21 protein-coding genes are annotated in these 18,169 nt (G+C 55.6%); 13 read left to right on the top strand and 8 right to left on the bottom strand.

The window, feature by feature from the left end; translation table 11 throughout:
• Positions 1 to 9 precede the first annotated feature (9 nt).
• Positions 10 to 870, top strand: a complete 861-nt coding sequence (locus ACNQ0T_RS14710; protein ID WP_022646833.1) for an L-ribulose-5-phosphate 3-epimerase — start codon at positions 10 to 12, stop codon at positions 868 to 870.
• The gene (locus ACNQ0T_RS14715; RefSeq protein WP_126503220.1) at positions 863 to 1,549 is read left to right on the top strand and encodes an L-ribulose-5-phosphate 4-epimerase; all 687 of its coding nucleotides are present in this window, start codon (positions 863 to 865) and stop codon (positions 1,547 to 1,549) included. Before ACNQ0T_RS14710 ends, ACNQ0T_RS14715 begins: the two co-directional genes overlap by 8 nt.
• Before the next feature lie 133 nt (positions 1,550 to 1,682).
• Here ACNQ0T_RS14715 and yjfY read toward each other — a convergent pair whose 3' ends face one another.
• Positions 1,683 to 1,958, bottom strand: a complete 276-nt coding sequence (gene yjfY / locus ACNQ0T_RS14720) for a DUF1471 family protein YjfY (RefSeq protein WP_417930195.1) — start codon at positions 1,956 to 1,958, stop codon at positions 1,683 to 1,685.
• Positions 1,959 to 2,298: 340 nt separating this feature from the next.
• On the opposite strand from yjfY, the gene rpsF reads away from it, so the two are divergent.
• The 5 genes from rpsF to ACNQ0T_RS14745 all read left to right on the top strand — a co-directional run bounded on the left by rpsF (position 2,299) and on the right by ACNQ0T_RS14745 (position 4,820).
• The gene (gene rpsF / locus ACNQ0T_RS14725; protein ID WP_003856034.1) at positions 2,299 to 2,694 is read left to right on the top strand and encodes a 30S ribosomal protein S6; all 396 of its coding nucleotides are present in this window, start codon (positions 2,299 to 2,301) and stop codon (positions 2,692 to 2,694) included.
• Positions 2,695 to 2,700: 6 nt separating this feature from the next.
• Positions 2,701 to 3,015, top strand: a complete 315-nt coding sequence (gene priB / locus ACNQ0T_RS14730) for a primosomal replication protein N (RefSeq protein ID WP_022646836.1) — start codon at positions 2,701 to 2,703, stop codon at positions 3,013 to 3,015.
• A 4-nt stretch (positions 3,016 to 3,019) separates the two neighbouring features.
• The gene (rpsR, locus tag ACNQ0T_RS14735; protein WP_000135199.1) at positions 3,020 to 3,247 is read left to right on the top strand and encodes a 30S ribosomal protein S18; all 228 of its coding nucleotides are present in this window, start codon (positions 3,020 to 3,022) and stop codon (positions 3,245 to 3,247) included.
• A 41-nt stretch (positions 3,248 to 3,288) separates the two neighbouring features.
• Entirely contained in the window at positions 3,289 to 3,738 is a 450-nt protein-coding gene (gene rplI, locus ACNQ0T_RS14740; RefSeq protein ID WP_006810372.1) for a 50S ribosomal protein L9, read from the top strand.
• Positions 3,739 to 3,890: 152 nt separating this feature from the next.
• On the top strand, positions 3,891 to 4,820 hold the full coding sequence (locus tag ACNQ0T_RS14745) for a DMT family transporter (RefSeq protein ID WP_022646837.1): 930 nt from the start codon (positions 3,891 to 3,893) through the stop codon (positions 4,818 to 4,820).
• 46 nt (positions 4,821 to 4,866) lie between these two features.
• Here the strand turns inward: ACNQ0T_RS14745 and ACNQ0T_RS14750 are convergent, their stop codons facing one another.
• Complete coding sequence (locus ACNQ0T_RS14750; protein ID WP_417930196.1) at positions 4,867 to 5,505, bottom strand: OapA family protein; 639 nt, start codon at positions 5,503 to 5,505, stop codon at positions 4,867 to 4,869.
• A gap of 231 nt (positions 5,506 to 5,736) precedes the next feature.
• Between ACNQ0T_RS14750 and fklB the strand changes: the two genes are divergently transcribed.
• The gene (gene fklB / locus ACNQ0T_RS14755) at positions 5,737 to 6,357 is read left to right on the top strand and encodes an FKBP-type peptidyl-prolyl cis-trans isomerase (protein WP_022646839.1); all 621 of its coding nucleotides are present in this window, start codon (positions 5,737 to 5,739) and stop codon (positions 6,355 to 6,357) included.
• A gap of 314 nt (positions 6,358 to 6,671) precedes the next feature.
• Positions 6,672 to 8,081, top strand: a complete 1,410-nt coding sequence (cycA, locus tag ACNQ0T_RS14760; protein WP_022646840.1) for a D-serine/D-alanine/glycine transporter — start codon at positions 6,672 to 6,674, stop codon at positions 8,079 to 8,081.
• Positions 8,082 to 8,167: 86 nt separating this feature from the next.
• Here cycA and ytfE read toward each other — a convergent pair whose 3' ends face one another.
• Positions 8,168 to 8,830: an iron-sulfur cluster repair protein YtfE gene (ytfE, locus tag ACNQ0T_RS14765; RefSeq protein WP_023299148.1), complete on the bottom strand. Its 663-nt coding sequence runs from the start codon at positions 8,828 to 8,830 to the stop codon at positions 8,168 to 8,170.
• A gap of 245 nt (positions 8,831 to 9,075) precedes the next feature.
• On the opposite strand from ytfE, the gene ACNQ0T_RS14770 reads away from it, so the two are divergent.
• Positions 9,076 to 10,722 (top strand): methyl-accepting chemotaxis protein, encoded by a 1,647-nt coding sequence (locus tag ACNQ0T_RS14770; RefSeq protein ID WP_171932312.1) that lies wholly within the window; start codon positions 9,076 to 9,078, stop codon positions 10,720 to 10,722.
• 80 nt (positions 10,723 to 10,802) lie between these two features.
• Here ACNQ0T_RS14770 and ACNQ0T_RS14775 read toward each other — a convergent pair whose 3' ends face one another.
• The 3 genes from ACNQ0T_RS14775 to ACNQ0T_RS14785 all read right to left on the bottom strand — a co-directional run bounded on the left by ACNQ0T_RS14775 (position 10,803) and on the right by ACNQ0T_RS14785 (position 13,598).
• Positions 10,803 to 11,768 carry a DMT family transporter gene (locus ACNQ0T_RS14775; protein WP_032625208.1) on the bottom strand — a complete coding sequence of 322 codons (966 nt, stop codon included), beginning with the start codon at positions 11,766 to 11,768 and terminating at the stop codon, positions 10,803 to 10,805.
• A 75-nt stretch (positions 11,769 to 11,843) separates the two neighbouring features.
• Entirely contained in the window at positions 11,844 to 12,668 is an 825-nt protein-coding gene (locus ACNQ0T_RS14780) for an AraC family transcriptional regulator (RefSeq protein ID WP_199125635.1), read from the bottom strand.
• 81 nt (positions 12,669 to 12,749) lie between these two features.
• Positions 12,750 to 13,598, bottom strand: coding sequence for an SDR family oxidoreductase (locus ACNQ0T_RS14785; RefSeq protein ID WP_022646845.1), 849 nt, complete (start codon positions 13,596 to 13,598; stop codon positions 12,750 to 12,752).
• Between the two features lie 84 nt (positions 13,599 to 13,682).
• Between ACNQ0T_RS14785 and ACNQ0T_RS14790 the strand changes: the two genes are divergently transcribed.
• On the top strand, positions 13,683 to 14,069 hold the full coding sequence (locus ACNQ0T_RS14790) for a winged helix-turn-helix transcriptional regulator (RefSeq protein WP_276170239.1): 387 nt from the start codon (positions 13,683 to 13,685) through the stop codon (positions 14,067 to 14,069).
• Between the two features lie 93 nt (positions 14,070 to 14,162).
• Here the strand turns inward: ACNQ0T_RS14790 and ACNQ0T_RS14795 are convergent, their stop codons facing one another.
• Positions 14,163 to 16,106 carry a bifunctional 2',3'-cyclic-nucleotide 2'-phosphodiesterase/3'-nucleotidase gene (locus ACNQ0T_RS14795; protein WP_417930197.1) on the bottom strand — a complete coding sequence of 648 codons (1,944 nt, stop codon included), beginning with the start codon at positions 16,104 to 16,106 and terminating at the stop codon, positions 14,163 to 14,165.
• A 190-nt stretch (positions 16,107 to 16,296) separates the two neighbouring features.
• On the opposite strand from ACNQ0T_RS14795, the gene cysQ reads away from it, so the two are divergent.
• Positions 16,297 to 17,037 carry a 3'(2'),5'-bisphosphate nucleotidase CysQ gene (gene cysQ, locus ACNQ0T_RS14800; protein ID WP_022646848.1) on the top strand — a complete coding sequence of 247 codons (741 nt, stop codon included), beginning with the start codon at positions 16,297 to 16,299 and terminating at the stop codon, positions 17,035 to 17,037.
• On the opposite strand, the gene ACNQ0T_RS14805 is transcribed toward cysQ, so the two are convergent.
• Complete coding sequence (locus tag ACNQ0T_RS14805) at positions 17,031 to 17,588, bottom strand: YtfJ family protein (RefSeq protein WP_045620972.1); 558 nt, start codon at positions 17,586 to 17,588, stop codon at positions 17,031 to 17,033. The genes cysQ and ACNQ0T_RS14805 overlap by 7 nt on opposite strands.
• 324 nt (positions 17,589 to 17,912) lie before the next feature.
• On the opposite strand from ACNQ0T_RS14805, the gene ACNQ0T_RS14810 reads away from it, so the two are divergent.
• Positions 17,913 to 18,119 carry a DUF1107 domain-containing protein gene (locus tag ACNQ0T_RS14810; protein ID WP_003856054.1) on the top strand — a complete coding sequence of 69 codons (207 nt, stop codon included), beginning with the start codon at positions 17,913 to 17,915 and terminating at the stop codon, positions 18,117 to 18,119.
• The last annotated feature ends 50 nt before the right edge of the window (positions 18,120 to 18,169 follow it).

The raw sequence follows: 18,169 nt of genomic DNA on the forward strand, positions 1-18,169 counted from the left end.
GGAGCGGGTATGTTGTCAAAACAGGTCCCGCTTGGCATCTATGAAAAGGCACTCCCTGCGGGGGAGTGCTGGCTGGAGCGGTTACAGCTGGCGAAGCAGCTGGGTTTCGATTTTGTCGAAATGTCGGTGGATGAGACGGACGAGCGTCTTTCTCGCCTGGACTGGCGCCGCGACCAGCGTCTGGCGCTGGTGAGCGCCATTGCCGAAACCGGCGTGCGCGTGCCATCCATGTGCCTGAGCGCTCACCGTCGTTTTCCGCTTGGCAGCGAAGATGATGCCGTACGCGCCGAAGGGCTGGAGATCATGCGTAAAGCCATTCGCTTTGCACAGGATGTTGGCATCCGCGTGATCCAACTGGCGGGTTACGATGTTTACTATCAGGAAGCCAACGATGAGACGCGCCGTCGTTTCCGTGACGGCCTGAAAGAGAGCGTTGAGATGGCAAGCCGTGCGCAGGTGACGCTGGCGATGGAGATCATGGATTATCCATTGATGAACTCCATCAGCAAGGCGCTGGGCTACGCGCACTATCTGAACAATCCGTGGTTCCAGCTTTATCCGGATATCGGCAACCTGTCGGCATGGGATAACGACGTACAGATGGAGCTTCAGGCGGGCATCGGGCATATCGTGGCGGTGCACGTAAAAGATACCCGTCCCGGCGTGTTTAAAAACGTACCGTTCGGCACCGGGGTGGTGGATTTCGAACGGTGCTTCCAGACGCTTAAACAGACAGGTTATTGCGGACCTTACCTGATTGAGATGTGGAGCGAAACCGCGGACGACCCGGCGGCAGAAGTGGCGAAAGCCCGGGACTGGGTGCGCGAGCGCATGGCGCGGGCAGGCTTACTGGAGGCGGAACATGCTTAAGCTGAAACAGCAGGTCTTTGAGGCCAATATGGATCTCCCGCGCTATGGACTGGTGACGTTTACCTGGGGCAACGTAAGCGCCATCGATCGCGATCAGGGGCTGGTGGTGATTAAGCCGAGCGGCGTGGCCTATGACGCCATGAAAGTGGACGATATGGTGGTGGTTGACCTGGAAGGACACGTTGTTGAAGGCAAATGGCGTCCTTCTTCAGATACGGCAACCCATCTGGCGCTGTACCAGCGTTACCCGTCCCTGGGTGGTGTTGTGCATACCCATTCCACGCACGCCACCGCCTGGGCACAGGCCGGGCTGGCGATCCCTGCTTTGGGTACGACGCACGCGGACTACTTCTTCGGCGATATTCCCTGCACGCGGGCGTTAACGCAGGCTGAGGTCGAAGGCGAGTACGAACTTAACACCGGCAGGGTCATTATCGAAACGCTGGGTGAGACGGAACCACTGCATACGCCGGGTATTGTGGTGTACCAGCATGGTCCATTCTCCTGGGGTAAAGATGCGCATGACGCCGTGCATAACGCGGTGGTGTTGGAAGAGGTGGCTCGAATGGCGTGGATTGCGCGCGGCATTAACCCACAGCTTCAGGGCATTGATGATTATCTGATGAACAAGCATTTCATGCGTAAGCACGGCCCGAATGCTTATTACGGGCAGAAGTGAATAAGTGCTCTGGAATACCGAAACAGTTGTAACCGGTGGTATTCCGGAGCCATTCATAAAAAAAGCCCCCGGCAGGGGGCAATCATATATAGCTATGATTTTCGTTGGCTTTCCTGGTGCTGGCGATAAAGCGTTACTGGTAAATATCTGCACTGGCGCGCATATTGCCGTTGCTGCCGGGCTCACGTTTCAGTATGACGTGATAGTATTTTGCGCCCTGCGCATCGGTTTCTTCATTAAGCACCTGATCTGCTTCACTTTCAGTGGCGAAGTTATGATTGATGTAAATAACGCCTAAGCTCTGCACATCATCCATGTTTCTGGCCTGTCGGCTGTCTATCTTGATGGCTGCCATCGCGTTTGCACTGAGCAAAAGCGCAGCCAAAATGGCGAATGCGATTCTTTTCATGATATGCGCTCCACGACTGCGTGCTGTGATATGGGGTAATGCTCTCCTTCTCTGCTTAAGGCTTCTGATTAAAGTGTAATCGCTACTCGGGTTGCGATGGGTGACCATTTCTGATGGTGTTGTTCAAAAAAACAGCGTTTCTGATAAGTGAGATTTTAAATCACCCACTTAGAACAGCTTTACCCTTTGTGCGAATTATTTGTGCAATCACCTTGTGTTTAGCGGGGCGCGCAAGTATTATGACGCGTCAATTTTTCAGCCGACCTTTAACACGTTCCTTGCCTCCCCGGGCCTCGGCTGACCCAGACAGGAGGCTGAATAATCCGTAAGGAGCAATTCGATGCGTCATTACGAAATCGTTTTTATGGTCCATCCTGACCAGAGCGAACAGGTTCCGGGTATGATCGAGCGTTACTCTGCTGCCATCACTGGTGCAGAAGGCACGATCCACCGTCTGGAAGACTGGGGCCGCCGTCAGCTGGCTTACCCAATCAACAAACTGCACAAAGCTCACTACGTTCTGATGAACGTTGAAGCGCCGCAGGAAGTGATTGATGAGCTGGAAACTACCTTCCGCTTCAACGATGCCGTTATCCGCAGCATGGTTATGCGTACCAAACACGCAGTGACCGAAGCATCTCCGATGGTTAAAGCGAAAGACGAGCGCCGTGAGCGTCGCGATGATTTCGCAAACGAAACCGCAGATGATTCTGATGCTGGGGATTCTGAAGAGTAATTTCTGATGACCAACCGTCTGGTGTTGTCCGGCACCGTGTGCAGGACCCCCCTTCGAAAGGTCAGCCCATCAGGAATTCCGCATTGCCAGTTCGTGCTTGAGCATCGTTCTGTGCAAGAGGAAGCCGGGTTTCACCGGCAGGCGTGGTGCCAAATGCCCGTTATCATTAGCGGACACGAAAACCAGGCCATTACTCACAGTTTAACGGTCGGTAGTGCAGTAATCGTTCAGGGGTTCATCTCTTGCCACAAGGCAAAGAACGGCCTGAGCAAAATGGTTCTGCATGCCGAGCAGATTGATTTGATAGATACTGGAGACTAGCCAAATGGCACGTTATTTCCGTCGTCGCAAGTTCTGCCGTTTCACCGCGGAAGGCGTTCAAGAGATCGACTATAAAGATATCGCAACGCTGAAAAACTACATCACCGAAAGCGGTAAGATTGTCCCAAGCCGTATCACCGGTACTCGTGCAAAATATCAGCGTCAGCTGGCTCGCGCTATCAAACGCGCTCGCTACCTGTCTCTGCTGCCGTACACTGATCGTCATCAGTAATCGGGCACGGTCCATTAATACGACTTTAAGAGGATAAGGTAATGCAAGTTATTCTGCTTGATAAAGTAGCAAACCTGGGCAGCCTGGGTGATCAGGTAAACGTTAAAGCGGGTTACGCTCGTAACTTCCTGGTACCACAGGGTAAAGCTGTTCCAGCTACTAAGAAAAACGTAGAGTTTTTCGAAGCACGTCGTGCTGAACTGGAAGCCAAACTGGCTGACGTTCTGGCGGCTGCTAACGCTCGCGCTGAAGCAATCAACGCACTGGGCACCGTTACCATCGCGTCTAAAGCTGGCGATGAAGGTAAACTGTTCGGTTCCATCGGTACCCGCGATATCGCTGATGCAGTCACTGCAGCAGGCGTTAAAGTGGCTAAGAGCGAAGTTCGCATGCCGAACGGCGTTCTGCGTACCACTGGTGAGCACGAAGTTGACTTCCAGGTTCACAGCGAAGTGTTCGCTAAACTGGTTGTTAACGTAGTAGCTGAGTAATTTTTTACTCTGCTCACGTCGAAGCGCCGGCCTTGTGCCGGCGTTTTGCTTTTTAGCGTGACCCTACGTCATGTTTTGCGATTGTAAGGTCGCTATTCCTGATGCATTCTCTGATAATAAATTGAAACGCAATTTTATTTATGAGATTTGTCATGGATACCGCTCTGCCCACGCCCGTCTTTGCCCGTCGAAATGTGGCCTATGCCTGCGCCACGCTCTGCTGTCTGCTTTGGGGAAGCTCATACCCGGCCATTAAAAGCGGCTACGAACTCTTCCAGATCGCGACCGATGATATTCCGTCCAAAGTCGTCTTTGCCGGATACCGTTTTCTGTTTGCCGGTGCGTTGCTGCTGCTCTTTGCCCTGGCCCAGCGTAAACCGATTGCCAGGCTCACACCCACGCAGTTTGGTCAGCTAACGATCCTCGGGCTGACCCAGACCACCATCCAGTACACCTTCTTTTATATCGGCCTTGCTTACACCACCGGGGTGAACGGCTCGATCATGAATGCCACCGGGACCTTCTTCAGCGTGCTGCTGGCGCACTTTATCTACCACAACGACAAACTCAGCTATAACAAAACGCTGGGCTGTGTTCTGGGCTTTACCGGCGTGATGCTGGTGAACTTCCACGGCGGGTTAAGTGATTTCCAGTTTGTCTGGCAAGGTGACGGATTTGTGGTGCTGGCGGCCTTTATTCTCTCTGCGGCCACGCTTTACGGGAAACGCATTTCCCAGACCGTTGACCCGACGGTGATGACGGGATGGCAGCTGGCGATAGGCGGGGCGGCACTGGTTGTGGGAGGCTATGCCACGGGCGGGGCGCTGGAGGTGCACAGCATGAAGGCCGTCGCCGTGCTGGGGTATCTGACGCTGCTCTCATCCGTGGCGTTCGCCCTGTGGAGCGCGCTGCTGAAAGTGAACCGCGTGAGTATGATTGCCCCGTTCAACTTTGTCATACCTGTAGCAGGAACGGTGCTCTCCGCCATATTCCTCGGCGAAGACATTCTGGACATCAAATACGCGATTGCGCTGGTGCTGGTCTGCTCGGGGATCTGGTGGGTGAATAAACGTCGTGCCTGAGAACAAAAGTGCCGGGGGGCGGCTTCGCCTTACCCGGCCTGGGCTATTAACGTGCTCTGATAAAACTGCCGTCCGGCTGGCGGGTAAACAGTATCTGCTGCCCGTTTCCGGTATCGATCGTTAACCCGGTCACCACCCCACTGGCATTCTGGCGGATCTGCACCATCTGACCATTTTGCAGGTTGCTGAGCGGCTTGCCAGCCCCCTCGACTTGCGCCATGGCATACACATCCGTTGCCGGCAGATTGTGGTCGCGGAACAGCTGAGCAAGGGTTTTCCCTGGCTCTACGCGATACGAACGCCACTGCTGCTCAATGCCGGTGGGCTGTTGCGCCTGTGGCTCTGAAGGGGCGGCGGCCTGCTCCTGATCTTCCTGAACAGGTTCAGGTTCAACCGGCGCAACCTGGCCCGGATCGTTAGACGGTGTGACCAGTTGCGTCTGCATCGGCTGTGAATCAGGCTGCGGCTGGCTTTGCGACTGGATATCCAGCTCAGCATTGCGGCTTACCGGGCCGGTATCAACGTTGTCACTGCCGGAAGGAAGCAGGAAACCGATGACCATCAGCATCGCGCCGATGATAATGCCTCTGCGGTGCAAAGGCGGCAGCGGGTCCATGATGCGAAAGTTATCCGGCGCATGCCAGATTTTCGCCAGGGTAGGTTTCAGTTCAAATCGCCCGGGCATGGCTCTCCTCCTGCTCCGCGTCTTTTTATCCTGTCCTGAGAAGTGTAGTTTGCTAACTGCCTGATGGGCGTAACAAAGCCAGCTTTCGTGACATATATTAGGGAAAATCCTGACGGCTACTATTGTTTCCGTTTCGTCGCAGTTTGTCACCTTTACTTAAGACAAAGTTTTACCCATAAGGGCATGGCTGATATGCTGCCCGCTACTTTAAATGTGATGGAAGGAAAACCCATGACCACCCCGACTTTTGACACTATCGAAGCGCAGGCAAGCTACGGCATCGGCTTGCAGGTAGGACAGCAGCTGAGCGAATCCGGCCTGGAAGGTCTGTTACCGGAAGCGCTGGTGGCGGGTATCGCTGACGCGCTGGAAGGCAAGCAGCCCGCTGTGCCGGTTGACGTTGTGCACCGTGCGCTGCGTGAAATCCACGAACGTGCTGACACTGTACGTCGCGCGCGTTTCGAAGAGATGGCGGCAGAAGGCGTGAAATATCTGGAAGAGAACCGTGAGCGTGAAGGCGTGAACAGCACCGAGTCCGGCTTGCAGTTCCGCGTAATCAATCAGGGTGATGGCGCAATCCCGGCGCGTACCGACCACGTTCGCGTACACTACACCGGTAAGCTGATCGACGGCACCGTGTTCGACAGCTCCGTCGCGCGTGGCGAACCGGCTGAATTCCCGGTCAACGGCGTGATTGCAGGCTGGATCGAAGCCCTGACCCTGATGCCAGTAGGTTCAAAATGGGAACTGACTATCCCGCACAACCTGGCATACGGCGAGCGTGGCGCTGGCGCGTCCATTCCGCCATTCAGCACCCTGGTGTTTGAAGTCGAGCTGCTGGAAATCCTGTAATCGGTTTTTCTTATTTTCCTCTCTCCGATCGGGGAGAGGAAAATAGCGATAAAACCTGGAGTTACGACGGAATCAACATTTTGTATTGCAAACGAAACTGTTACGTGTATTTTTGTGAGCTGTTTCGCGCTGTATGAGTGATATGACACTCACTTTCAACATATTATTAACATAATATTCAAATCATAGTATTCATCCCGCCGATTCTTACCTACTATCGATAAGCCCTTACAAAGGGACCGTCATTTATTTGGCGTATTTAAAGGCCAGAAGAGCCTTAACAACACAGACAGGCATAAACAGGAAAATATCACATGGTAGATCAGGTCAAAGTCGCCGCCGCAGAAGAGGCGACGTCTGAACAGTCGCTACGGCGAAATCTCACGAACCGTCACATTCAGCTCATTGCCATTGGCGGCGCCATCGGCACAGGGCTGTTTATGGGCTCGGGCAAAACTATCAGTCTTGCAGGCCCGTCGATCATCTTCGTTTATATGATCATCGGTTTTATGCTCTTTTTCGTGATGCGTGCAATGGGTGAATTGCTGCTCTCGAACCTCGAATACAAATCCTTCAGCGACTTCGCGTCAGACCTGCTTGGCCCGTGGGCGGGCTATTTTACCGGCTGGACCTACTGGTTCTGCTGGGTGGTTACCGGCATGGCGGATGTTGTCGCTATTACGGCCTACGCCCAATTCTGGTTCCCCGGCCTGTCGGACTGGGTGGCCTCGCTGGCGGTGATTGTCCTGCTGCTGAGCCTCAACCTCGCGACCGTTAAAATGTTCGGTGAGATGGAGTTCTGGTTCGCGATGATCAAAATCGTCGCCATCATCGCGCTGATTGTCGTCGGGCTGGTAATGGTGCTGACGCACTTCCAGTCGCCAACTGGCGTTCAGGCCTCGTTTGCCCATCTGTGGAATGATGGCGGCTGGTTCCCGAAAGGCATCAGCGGCTTCTTCGCCGGTTTCCAGATTGCGGTGTTCGCGTTTGTCGGGATTGAGCTGGTGGGAACCACGGCGGCGGAAACTAAAGATCCGGAGAAATCCCTGCCGCGCGCGATCAACTCCATTCCGCTGCGTATCATCATGTTCTACGTGTTCGCGCTGATCATCATTATGTCCGTGACGCCATGGAGCTCGGTAGTGCCAACCAAGAGCCCGTTCGTCGAGCTGTTCGTGCTGGTGGGGCTGCCCGCTGCCGCGAGCCTGATTAACTTCGTGGTGCTGACCTCTGCGGCCTCTTCCGCGAACAGCGGCGTTTTCTCCACCAGCCGTATGCTGTTTGGTCTGGCGCAGGAGGGCGTTGCCCCGAGCGCGTTCGCCAAACTGTCTAAACGTGCGGTACCGGCGAAAGGGCTGACCTTCTCCTGCATCTGTCTGCTGGGCGGTGTGGTGATGCTCTACGTTAACCCGAGCGTAATCGGCGCGTTCACCATGATCACCACTGTGTCGGCGATCCTGTTTATGTTCGTCTGGACCATCATCCTCTGCTCATACCTGGTGTACCGCAAACAGCGTCCACATCTGCATGAGAAGTCGATCTACAAGATGCCACTGGGCAAGCTGATGTGCTGGGTGTGTATGGCGTTCTTCGTCTTCGTGCTGGTGCTACTGACGCTGGAAGAAGATACCCGTCAGGCGCTCATCGTCACGCCGCTGTGGTTTATCGCGCTGGGGCTGGGCTGGCTGTTTATCGGTAAGAAACGGATGGCAGGCATGCGTTAAGCATGTTGCCGGGTGGCGCTGACGCTTACCCGGCCTACGTTCGAGGACGTTGTAGGCCCGGTAAGCGCTAGCGCCACCGGGCTTTTTTATTTACCCGATAATGCACGCGGGAACAGAACGTTATTCTCAAGACTGATGTGTTCCATCAGATCGTCGATCATCTCGTTGATGCCGTTGTACATCGCTTTCCAGGTGGTGCACGCCTCTGGCGGCGGTGTGACATTGTGGGTGGTGTGTTTGATCACTTCCAGCAGTTCTCCGGCGTCATCATGTTCGCTTTCCATCACGCTGATTGGCCCCATTGCCTGGCTGCCCATGCCCTGTTTGATCATCGGGAAGAGGATCTGCTCCTCTTTCATCATGTGGCTGGATAGTTCTTCGTGCAGCATGGTCAGGTATTTCGCCAGGCCGCGCGGTACGGAAGGTTTATCGGCGTGAACGCGCTCAACTTTGGTGGCCTGTAAAATCAGCTCCGGCAGCTGTTCGCGGTGACGGTCGTGGTAACGCACAATGATATGGTCGATGATTTCAGCCAGCGGCGCGGTGCGCCAGTCTTTGTCGACAGGCTGTTCTGCCAGCTTAGCCAGCTCCGCTTCGATAGCTTCTACATCCAGCTCTTTACGCGACGCTGCGCGCGCCAGCGTTTGCTTACCGCCGCAGCAGTAATCCATATCGTATTTACGGAACAGCGCTGAAGCGCGAGGGATGGAGAGCGCCAGCTCGCCTAAGGGTTGGTCGCGGAAGGCCATAGCAGTTACCTCATCATCAGGAATATAAGATGCATTTTAAATGCATCTTTATGGGGATACTATAACCCTTTAGAGGCAAGGGTAAAAATGAGAAGGGGATCACAAAAAAATCGTGCTTTTAACTTGCTGATTGAATGCAGAAAAGGGCTTTCGAAAGTTTTTAAAGGTGGAGAAACAGTAAACAACCTGCCGCGCGTGCCGATAGATACAGGTCAGACAATACCTGTATATAAAAAAGGCAACGCATGTTTAAACGTATAAAAGTCATTACTCTTTTGATTTCGGTGCTGCTTGTGCTCGGCATCATGCAACTGATCTCCGCCGGCATTTTCATTAATGCGCTCAATAACGACAAAGAGAACTTCACCGTTTCTCAGCTTTCCAGCCAGAACGTCGCGGAGTTTACCGACGCCTGGATCAGCCTGAATCAGGCGCGTGTCACCCTTAACCGCGGCATGCTGCGTCTGCAAAGCAGCATGGCGTCGCAGATTAACGGCGGGCAGCTGAACGAGCTGGTCAATACCGCGAAAAACCTGCTGGCTGATGCCCAGACACATTACGATAAATATTACGCGCTGCCGGAAACGCCGGGTATGGACGAGCACCTGGCCGACAGGCTGGAAGAGCACTACCGCATCTACTCCGCCACGCTGACGCAAATGAACGTTCTGCTGGGGCAGGGCAATCTGGAAGATATGTTCAAACAAAATGCCGAACAGAAGCAGACCGCGATGCAAAAGGTCTATCGCGAGTGGCGGGAGGCGCAGGCCGCGCTCACCGACAAAGGCATCAAGGACAATGAAAGCGACTACAAACGCATTCTGTGGATCCTGTCTGCGGTGATGCTGCTGGTGATCGCGGTGATTATTTCCAGCTGGATTGCGATGCGCCGCGTGCTGCTGCTGCCGCTGGAAGAGGTGATCAGCCATATCCGCGCCATTGCGGCAGGGGATTTAACCCAGCCGATTCAGGCTGAGGGTAAAAATGAAATGGCGATCCTGGCGCGCAATGTCCAAGAGATGCAGACTGCGCTGGCCAACACGGTGGGCGTGGTGCGTGAAGGCGCAGATACCATCTACACCGGCGCGGGTGAAATCTCGGCGGGCAGCAACGATCTCTCGTCTCGCACAGAGCAGCAGGCCGCTTCTCTGGAAGAGACGGCAGCCAGCATGGAACAGTTAACCGCCACCGTGAAGCAAAACGCCGATAACGCGCGTCAGGCTTCTCGTCTGGCGCTGGACGCCTCCTCCACCGCGAAGAAGGGCGGAAATGTGGTAGAAGGCGTGGTGCGCACCATGGACGAAATCGCCACCAGTTCCAGCAAAATTGCGCAAATTACCAACGTAATCGATGGCATTGCCTTCCAGACCAATATTCTGGCGCTGAACGCGGCGGTAGAAGCGGCGCGTGCGGGCGAGCAGGGGCGTGGCTTCGCGGTTGTCGCGGGTGAGGTGCGTACCCTTGCCCAGCGCAGCGCTCAGGCGGCGAAAGAGATCAAAGCCCTGATCGATGATTCCGGCGAGCGCGTTAACGCGGGCTCTCAGCTGGTAAATGAAGCGGGCGCGACGATGGCAGAGATCGTCAATGCAGTTACGCGCGTGACGGACATCATGGGGGAGATTGCGTCGGCCTCCGACGAACAGAGCCGCGGTATCGACCAGGTGGGCCAGGCGGTGGCGGAGATGGATCGCGTTACCCAGCAGAACGCCTCGCTGGTGGAGGAGTCTGCGGCGGCGGCGGCGGCGCTGGAAGATCAGGCCGCGCGCCTGAACGACGCGGTGGCGGTGTTTAAGATCACCCGTAACCAGGCGGTGAAAGCCGCGCCGGTAAAGACCTATGTACCTAAAGCGCAGACCGTAGCGGCGTCTGAAGCGAACTGGGAAACGTTCTGATACTGTGCCGGGTGGCGCTGACGCTTACCCGGCCTACGGTTTTGTAGGCCCTGCAAGCGAAGCGCCGCTGGGCGAAAAGCTCACCCCTCCGACGCCGGAACGACCATCGGTTTTTCCGGCTTCGCTCTCACCGCAATCACCACCCCAACGACCAGCAGCGCGATCCCGCAGGCCGTTAGCAGCGGCGGCACGCTCTGGCGCATCAGGAAGGTATAGAGCAGCCCGGCCAGCGTTTCAAAGACAATCAGCGGCCCCAGTATCACCGTCGGCAGCTTCTGGCTGGCAATGTTCCAGCACAGCGCGCCAACCCACGAACAGAGCACGGCAATGGCGACCATTAACCCGACGAATACCCACGGGCGCGGTCCGAAGGGCAGGGCGAAATCCGGATGCTGGCTACCCAGCCAGATACATGCACCCACATAGCCCAGCAACGAGACAGGAAGCGTGACCAGCGCCTGCGCCGTCGCCCACATCATCGGATGCTTATCCGGGTTTTCCCGCAGCCAGCGTGCGTTGCGCAGGGCATACCAGGCCCAGCAGACAACCGAAATAACCGCCAGAAAGATCCCTGAACCGTAACGCCACAAGCTGAAGTTTTCGAGGCCGTGGCGTAGCTCGGCAATATTCACGCACACCAGCCCCACGGCGATGCATACCAGCGCAGGCACCATTTTTGACCACGCCAGTTTGCCGTCTCGCTGGCTATAAAGCAGGTTTGCGAAAACCGGAATGACCACCGGCAGCGTGCCGATAATCATGGTCGACACCGGCGCACCGGTACGCTGAATGGCGCTGGCCAGGCAGACGTAGTAGATAAGATTACCCATCATGGTCAGCCACAGCGCGGTGAGCCAGTCCTGGCAACTCAGCTGGCGCAGACGCGCACGCCCCAGCCATGCCAGCGGCACGGCAATAAGCCCCAGCGCCAGATAGCGTCCGGTCGACTGCAATATTGCCGGGTACTCCGGCACAATCAGTGGGCCGACGAAAATCAGCCCCCACATCAACCCTGCAAGCAGGGCATACAACACGCCACTAATCATCTTTTCGTCCACAGTAATACATGTTGTAGCCAGTGTAGGAGGCACAGATGCACGCGTATTGTATGAGGTTGCGCATTAGCGCGGCGAAACCTGCTTCTGGTAACGCACGGGCGTAATGCCGTAGCGGCGGGTAAAGGCGCGGGTCAGGTGAGACTGATCGGTCAGCCCCGTTGCGGCGGCCACCTCGGCGGCAGGCATGCCGTGGGTGAGGAATGCTTTGGCGCGCCACAGCCGGATGGCCATCAGCATCTGGTGTGGGGTGACGTGAAAATGGGCCTTAAACTGGCGCTGGAAATGGTACGGACTGAGCGACACAACGTTCGCCAGTTCGTCCAGGGTGAGCGCGCGCATATAGTTGTCGTGCAGATAGTCGCGAACGCGCTCGAAGCGGTGCGCGCCCTCCCGGGCTACCGGCGCGTGACGGGCCAGCGGCTGGAACGTCTCAATCAGATCCAGCAGCAACCCTTTTTGTGCCAGCGCATCGTTCGTATGCCAAAGGCCGTAAATCAGCTGGCCAATTTGCTGCGAGCGCAGCGGGTCGTGGCGGGTCACGTCGCTAAACCACCAGTGGCGAAGGCCGGTGACTTCTTCCAGCAGGTCGGGTTCGATATAGACCATCCGGTAGCGCCAGCCGCCTTCGGTGGCGGATTCGCCCGTGTGGATCTCGTCCGGGTTCATGGTCACGACCGATTTTTCAGCGGCTAAGTGTTGGGTTCCGCGGTAACGGAAGCGTTCGGCGCCGGTTTCAATGGTGCCGATACCGAAGGCTTCATGCGTGTGAGGCTCAAAGGCGTAGTCAGCAATATGCGCGTGATATAGCTCCAGACCCGGCAACTGCGCCAGATGGCGAAAGCGCGCTCTGTCTCTCTCATCAGTAAACTGTTCCGGTACGCCTTGCACGGTGAGCCTCCTTGTGGGTCATCGCTTCATTATCCGAGATGACCCGAAGGGATGCCACAAAAAATAACCAATTCTTAACAATTACAGAATGGCTTTGATGCTCTCTGCCAGCGGCGTGGTCGGACGGCCAATCAGTTTGCTCAGGGTACGGCTGTCGTCAAACAGGCCGCCTTTGGACGCACCGGTATCAGAATCCGCCAGCATCTCCGCCAGCCCGGCAGGCAGACCAACGCCTTTCAGTGCGGCGGCATAATCGGCTTCGCTGAGGTTCTGATACGTTACCGGCTTACCGCTCTGCTTGCTCAGCTCCGCAGCCAGTTCGCTCAGCGTCCAGGCATTGTCACCTGCCAGTTCATACACCTTGCCGGCGTGACCCTCTTCAGAAATCACTTTTGCCGCAGCCGCCGCGTAATCCGCACGGGTCGCAGAGGCAATTTTGCCTTCGCCTGCGGCACCTATAAATACGCCGTGTTCCAGCGCTGGCGGCGCGCTTGCCAGATAGTTTTCGGTGTACCAGCCGTTGCGCAGCAGGGCGTAAGGCACGCCTGAAGCCGCCAGTGCATTTTCGGTTTCGACGTGCTCAACGTGCAGACCCAGCGGGGAGGTATCCGCATGCAGCAGGCTGGTGTAGGCGATAAGTTTCACCCCGGCGGCTTTGGCGGCGTTAATCACGTTCTGATGCTGTGCGGCGCGCTGGCCCACTTCGCTGGAGGAGATAAGCAGCAGCTTATCCACGCCGTTCAGGGCGGTGGTGAACGCGGCCTGGTCGGTATAGTCCGCCTGACGTACCACAATTCCCCGCTGGCTTAAGGCGTCGGCTTTTGCCGGGTTACGCACAATAGCCACGATCTGGCTGGCCGGAACGGTTTTCAGCAGTTCTTCAATAACGTGTTGGCCAAGCTGGCCGGTTGCGCCGGTAATCGCGATCATGATGAATCTCCTTCGTGTTTGTCTGGTGTTGTGGCACACTATCACCATAACTAACTTTTAGTAAGTACGCACAAAAAGGTAAGTATGAAAGCACCGATACCGACGCTCAGCGAGCAAATGCGCGATGGCAATCTCTTTGCAGAACAGTGCCCGTCACGGGAAGTGCTCAAACATGTTACCAGCCGCTGGGGCGTGCTGATCCTGGTGGCGTTACGTCAGGGGACGCATCGTTTTAGCGATCTGCGCCGCAAGCTGGGCGGTGTGAGCGAGAAGATGCTGGCCCAATCGCTTCAGGCGCTGGAGCAGGACGGGTTTGTCGATCGCGTTTCTTATCCGGTTGTGCCGCCGCACGTGGAATATAGCCTGACGCCGATGGGGCTGGAGGTGAGCGAGAAGGTGGCCGCGCTGGCTGACTGGATTGAGGTGAATACGCCGAAGGTGATGGCGAATCGGGACGATCGTGCGGCATGAAATGCCGGGTGGCGGCTTCGCCTTACCCGGCCTACCCGCAATCCTCGATCCCGTAGGCCGGGCAAGCGCAAGCGCCACCCGGCACAATCATCGCTACCTGCTCAAATCCACCTGATAAATCGCGAACCCAATATCATCCGTCGCGACCTGTTTCATCGGATACTGCGCCTTATCCTTGATAAACGCGGCTGCTTTATCGGACGGTGATGTCTCAAAGCGAATATCCAGCGTCGTGTCGCTGTGGATCGGCGCCAGACGCCAGTTGTTATCCACCGCCGGATGAATTTCACCCGCTTTTTTCGACTCCGCGCTAATCCACGCCGCCAGCACCGAACGGTTCTCATCCGGCGAGGCAAAGGCGATGTGGCTGTCACCCGTACCGGCAAACTTACCGCCATAGGCGCGGTAGTTGTTGGTCACCACGAGGAAAGTGGCATTCGGATCAATCGCTTTGCCGTTGAAGGTCAGGTGTTTAATGCGTTCTGCCTGCGGATTAATGGCCTGACATTCGCCGTCATATTTCGCGGGCTGGGTTACATCAATCTGATATTCCACGCCGTCGATCACGTCGAAGTTGTAGGTGCGGAAACCGTCCCAGTTTATCAGCGACTGCGGTTTGCTGCTGTGCGGATCGATCTGGTTGAACTGTCCGGCAGAGCACTCCAGCCACTCCTTCACCTCTTTCCCGGTGGCTTTCACCACCACGAGGGTGTTGGGATAGAGGTAGAGATCGGCGGCATTACGGAAGGTCAGCTGGCCTTTTTCCACCTCAACGTAGCTGGCCGGATCGTTCTTACGCCCGCCCACTTTGAATGGCGCCGCGGCAGACAGAACCGGCAGATTGGCCAGATCCGGATCGCCCTGAATATAGTGCTCGGCATAGGCTTTCTGCGCCATGTTGACTACCTGCACGGTCGGGTCATCCTGTACCAGCGCGAGGAAGCTGTACATGTTATCAGCCGATTTACCGATCGGCTTGCTGACAAATTCACGCGTTGCGTCGTGGTCATGCTTCAGGACGTCGACCAGCTTTTTATCTTCTTCGGCCAGGGATTTTTTTGCAGCGGCATCATAAATCGGACGCGCTTCCGCTTTCGACTGCGTGACTTTCCAGCTCCCGCTGTCGTTATTCAGCACCAGATCTACCACGCCAAGGTGGTCGCCCCACATGCCCGGCATCACCGATGGCACACCGTTGAGCGTCCCTTTTTCGATGTCCGCGCCTTTGATACTGGCGAAATCTTTGCCCGGGAAGACGGCGTGGGCGTGACCAAACAGGATCGCATCCACGCCCGGTACCTGGCTGAGGTAATACACGGAGTTCTCAGCCATCGCCTGATACGGGTCGGCCGAGAGGCCAGAGTGGGCCACAACGACCACCACATCTGCGCCTTTCGCCCGCATCTCCGGCACGTATTTGCGCGCCGTTTCGGTAATGTCGTTGACGGTTACTTTCCCGTCGAGGTTGGCTTTATCCCACGTCATGATCTGCGGCGGCACAAAGCCGATATAGCCGATTTTCAGCGTCTGTTTTTTACCATCCTGGTCGACAACCTCGGTCTCTTTAATCAGGTAAGGGGTAAAGAGCGGCTTTTTCGTCTTAACGTCGATGATATTGGCATTAACGTACGGGAATTTTGCTCCTGCCAGCGCATCGTGCAGGTATTTCAGGCCGTAGTTAAATTCGTGGTTGCCCAGGTTGCCGACGGCATAGTCCAGCGTATTCATTGCCTTATAAACAGGATGGATCTCGCCTTTCTTCAGCCCCTTCGCCGCCATGTAGTCGCTGAGCGGGCTGCCCTGAATTAAGTCCCCGTTATCGACGAGCACGCTGTTTTCCACTTCACTGCGGGCGGCGTTGATCAAACTTGCCGTACGTACCAGTCCGAATTTTTCGACAGGCGTATCTTTGTAGTAATCGAAGTCCATCATGTTGCCGTGCAGATCGGTGGTTTCCAGAATGCGGAGATCCACCGTCGCTGCCTGAACGCTTGCCGCAATCAGCGTTGCCAGGAGCGTTGCGCTAAACTTAATCATCTGAGGAGTCCTTTTTTCGATCCAAGCCACAAAAGAGTATGTATGTAGTATTTGTTGCTTACAGAAGTGTGAATGCTGCCAGAAAAAAGAACGCTGAAACCAGAATTGCTTCACAGATAGCGGAATTGTTCACATTACGATATAACTAAAACAATAAGTTATGCCCACTGCGTTAACGAAGAGGTGGAGAATGTTAGATCAAATTTGTCAGCTCGCACGGGATGCGGGTGATGCCATTATGCAGGTGTACGACGGTGCGAAACCGATGGATGTTGTCAGCAAAGCGGACGACTCCCCGGTGACGGCGGCGGATATCGCGGCGCATACGGTGATCCTGAAAGGTTTGCAGACCCTGACGCCGGATATTCCGGTCCTTTCTGAAGAAGCGCCCCAGGGCTGGGACGAACGTCAGCACTGGCAGCGTTACTGGCTGGTGGACCCGCTGGACGGCACGAAAGAGTTCATCAAGCGTAACGGTGAATTTACCGTGAATATCGCCCTGATTGAAAAAGGAAAGGCGGTGCTTGGCGTGGTTTATGCCCCGGTGATGAAGGTGATGTACAGCGCGGCGGAAGGTAAAGCCTGGAAGGAAGAGTGCGGCGTGCGTAAGCAGATCCAGGTGCGAGATGCCCGTCCTCCGCTGGTGGTGATCAGCCGCTCGCACAGCGACAGCGAGCTGGAGGAGTACCTGCAACAGCTGGGGGAACACCAGACGACGTCGATCGGCTCGTCGCTGAAGTTCTGTCTGGTGGCGGAAGGGCAGGCGCAGTTGTACCCCCGTTTCGGGCCGACGAACGTCTGGGATACGGCGGCAGGGCATGCGGTGGCTGCGGCCGCAGGCGCGCATGTGCATGACTGGCAGGGTAAGCCACTGGACTACACCCCGCGCGAGTCGTTCCTCAACCCTGGCTTCAGGGTGTCACTTTACTGAGCTAGTAGCTTATGCAGCAGGGCAACCACCTGCTGCACCTCATCCTGCGTCAGCGCGCCGTCTTTAACCCACTGTACGCGACCGTTTTTGTCCAGCACAACAATCGCTGAACTCTCTTCTTCCAGCTGCCACGCCTTACGCGTCACGCCGTTGCTGTCGACAATAAACTGCGACCAGGGATAGAGCTTCTTATTGCTCTCAAGGCTTGAGCGCACAAACATCCCGGAGCCGGGAATCGCGTCGTCGGTATTCACGATGGTGGTGGTCTGGTAGCGATCGTGCGGGAGTTTTGCGGCCTTGATCGCTTCCACGAGGGTGGCGTTTTTCTCTTTAGCGGATGTACGTCCGGCAATATGCTGTACAACTCTCACTTTGCCCGCAAGCTGCGCGCTATTCCAGGCTTTATAGCTAAACTTATCATTGTCGAGAATCAATTCTCCCCGGTCAGCAATGCCGACCGGCGGGACACGTTGTCCTTTTTCAATGTTGTGTGCGGAAGCCATCAGCGGCAGCAACAGGCAAGCTGCTGCCAGGAGGTTACGTAGGGTCATGGTGTTTCCTTATTGTGAGCAGGTGATCCGACCACTTGGTCATGCGCTTTTAATCATAAGTGCGATCAATGGGCTTTTCCCGCAATCCCGATGCCAGTTTGCGGGCGAACGCACATATCCACGCAAAAACGACGGCATATACTGCTCTGTATCACGCTTTGCAAAGATTATTCTGAATAATTGTAATCAAACGGTAAATAAACTTATGCACACTGGGTAAGTACGAGGTTCTGGTCTATAGTCATTGGGCATCAAAATTTGCGCTCAGGACAGTCGGGCCGATTGTGGCACCGCAAGGGCGTATGATTCGCAGGAGATACAAGAATGAAAATTTTCCAACGCTACAACCCGCTTCAGGTGGCGAAGTACGTGAAGATCCTGTTCCGTGGACGGTTGTATATCAAGGATGTTGGCGCTTTTGAGTTCGATAAGGGCAAAATCCTTATCCCGAAAGTGAAGGACAAACAGCACTTGTCTGTGATGTCCGAAGTCAACCGTCAGGTTATGCGTCTGCAAACTGAGATGGCTTAACCAACGTGCTATGCAGTAGTAGTTAAAAAGACGGCTCCCAATGGGAGCCG

The sequence above is a fragment of the Enterobacter cloacae complex sp.6700776 genome (genome assembly GCF_048284255.1).
Lineage (GTDB): Bacteria > Pseudomonadota > Gammaproteobacteria > Enterobacterales > Enterobacteriaceae > Enterobacter > Enterobacter intestinihominis.

Excerpts from the sequence above, each read along its gene's own strand:
- priB (WP_022646836.1), top strand. The coding sequence starts at position 2,701 with ATGACCAACCGTCTGGTGTTGTCCGGCACCGTGTGCAGGACCCCCCTT.
- ACNQ0T_RS14810 (WP_003856054.1), top strand. The coding sequence starts at position 17,913 with ATGAAAATTTTCCAACGCTACAACCCGCTTCAGGTGGCGAAGTACGTG.
- yjfY (WP_417930195.1), bottom strand. The coding sequence starts at position 1,958 with ATGAAAAGAATCGCATTCGCCATTTTGGCTGCGCTTTTGCTCAGTGCA.
- cycA (WP_022646840.1), top strand. The coding sequence starts at position 6,672 with ATGGTAGATCAGGTCAAAGTCGCCGCCGCAGAAGAGGCGACGTCTGAA.
- rpsR (WP_000135199.1), top strand. The coding sequence starts at position 3,020 with ATGGCACGTTATTTCCGTCGTCGCAAGTTCTGCCGTTTCACCGCGGAA.
- ACNQ0T_RS14710 (WP_022646833.1), top strand. The coding sequence starts at position 10 with ATGTTGTCAAAACAGGTCCCGCTTGGCATCTATGAAAAGGCACTCCCT.
- rplI (WP_006810372.1), top strand. The coding sequence starts at position 3,289 with ATGCAAGTTATTCTGCTTGATAAAGTAGCAAACCTGGGCAGCCTGGGT.
- ACNQ0T_RS14805 (WP_045620972.1), bottom strand. The coding sequence starts at position 17,588 with ATGACCCTACGTAACCTCCTGGCAGCAGCTTGCCTGTTGCTGCCGCTG.
- cysQ (WP_022646848.1), top strand. The coding sequence starts at position 16,297 with ATGTTAGATCAAATTTGTCAGCTCGCACGGGATGCGGGTGATGCCATT.
- ytfE (WP_023299148.1), bottom strand. The coding sequence starts at position 8,830 with ATGGCCTTCCGCGACCAACCCTTAGGCGAGCTGGCGCTCTCCATCCCT.
- fklB (WP_022646839.1), top strand. The coding sequence starts at position 5,737 with ATGACCACCCCGACTTTTGACACTATCGAAGCGCAGGCAAGCTACGGC.
- ACNQ0T_RS14795 (WP_417930197.1), bottom strand. The coding sequence starts at position 16,106 with ATGATTAAGTTTAGCGCAACGCTCCTGGCAACGCTGATTGCGGCAAGC.
- ACNQ0T_RS14775 (WP_032625208.1), bottom strand. The coding sequence starts at position 11,768 with ATGATTAGTGGCGTGTTGTATGCCCTGCTTGCAGGGTTGATGTGGGGG.
- ACNQ0T_RS14715 (WP_126503220.1), top strand. The coding sequence starts at position 863 with ATGCTTAAGCTGAAACAGCAGGTCTTTGAGGCCAATATGGATCTCCCG.
- ACNQ0T_RS14770 (WP_171932312.1), top strand. The coding sequence starts at position 9,076 with ATGTTTAAACGTATAAAAGTCATTACTCTTTTGATTTCGGTGCTGCTT.
- ACNQ0T_RS14790 (WP_276170239.1), top strand. The coding sequence starts at position 13,683 with ATGAAAGCACCGATACCGACGCTCAGCGAGCAAATGCGCGATGGCAAT.
- rpsF (WP_003856034.1), top strand. The coding sequence starts at position 2,299 with ATGCGTCATTACGAAATCGTTTTTATGGTCCATCCTGACCAGAGCGAA.
- ACNQ0T_RS14785 (WP_022646845.1), bottom strand. The coding sequence starts at position 13,598 with ATGATCGCGATTACCGGCGCAACCGGCCAGCTTGGCCAACACGTTATT.
- ACNQ0T_RS14750 (WP_417930196.1), bottom strand. The coding sequence starts at position 5,505 with ATGCCCGGGCGATTTGAACTGAAACCTACCCTGGCGAAAATCTGGCAT.
- ACNQ0T_RS14745 (WP_022646837.1), top strand. The coding sequence starts at position 3,891 with ATGGATACCGCTCTGCCCACGCCCGTCTTTGCCCGTCGAAATGTGGCC.